This window comes from Piscirickettsia salmonis LF-89 = ATCC VR-1361 (genome assembly GCF_000297215.2).
GTDB lineage: Bacteria > Pseudomonadota > Gammaproteobacteria > Piscirickettsiales > Piscirickettsiaceae > Piscirickettsia > Piscirickettsia salmonis.
Window position 1 is genome coordinate 1 of record NZ_AMFF02000145.1, and the last position, 1,240, is coordinate 1,240.

The 1,240-nt window shown below is 36.5% G+C and carries 1 protein-coding gene; it reads left to right on the forward strand.

The features are described 5' to 3' along the window. Positions 1 to 796 (forward strand): DUF1561 family protein (locus C200_RS12300; RefSeq protein ID WP_211250934.1); only part of this gene is annotated, 796 nt, incomplete at its 5' end. Positions 797 to 1,240 lie beyond the last annotated feature (444 nt).

Genomic DNA, 1,240 nt, shown 5'->3' on the forward strand with positions numbered 1-1,240 from the left:
AATCCCTCTATGTATGACTGCACCAGAAAATGTCATCAAAGGTGATGATAAATGGGATTATGTAGAGTTTTGGCCTTGTGATATTTATAACCCTTATCAAAAATGGGATGTAAGAGATGGAAAATTAAAACCTCGTTTAAATAAAGATCTATCTATTCAGTGGTATGGCAACTATGGAATTATTTCAAAATCAAGTGGAACTAATATTGTTTTAGATGCAAATAAAATGTCTAAATACTTTTTTAAAACACCATCAAAAGTAAATACATTTTGGTATGAAATTGGTATGAGGTTTTATGATAAATCTGATAATAATTACTATCCTATGTATTCAGGTTCGTATAATTCAAATTATTTGAATAGAACATACTATGATATGAAAAATTCTAGAATATTGATGCTTTCACTATATGGCCGTTCATTTTCATCTGATGGTTGGTTTTTAAGCTGTTTAACTTCTAATATTGCTGGAAAAACGACAGATTGGGATTGGGTTTATTTCAAACAGTGTGATCCATTTATGGATAACGTACCTAATAATTTAAAATGGTTTTTAGAAAGTAGAGTAAATGATCCTGTCAGCGCAATATATATTAAAAATTCAGATAAAAGTAATTTATATGTCACGACTTACAATCATTTTGGCTCACTTTTTGATGCTAAATCATCACAATCTCCTTCTAGCACAACTATGTACTTTGATTTATCTAAAAGGTATGGGGTATGTACAAATTCTAGTGGATGGTATGTTTGCAATGATCCTAAACATACAAGATATGAAGATGATGAGCTATAATGGTTCTGTCGCAATTTGATTTAATGATATGATGCTGGCGCTGCGAGCCAAGGAGGGTTCTGTCGCAACGTAAGCGTCGCTACCTCGGTAGGTATTTTGCACATCCAATGATGCAAAATCGCCGAGCAAAACGCGACGACTATAAACCCTCGGCTGTCCGCGTCACACAGCGTTACGTGCCTTGAATCGGCACACTCCACTACTGTGCTCTCACATGACTCTACGGTTCGTATAGATTTTTAGACACTCGTTACGCTTGCTACAGACCTAACGGCCTTTCGCAACTCCGCTCTGCTAAAAACCCGAACCTACCTCGGCCTACTCACCCCGTGCTTAGCACTCCATGGCTCGCAGCGACAGATGAGAATGATGTGGTTTGTTGGCATTATTCACACAGCAAAAGCGCTCATGTAAAGGGAATTAATATTTTGACAAGTATGGTGA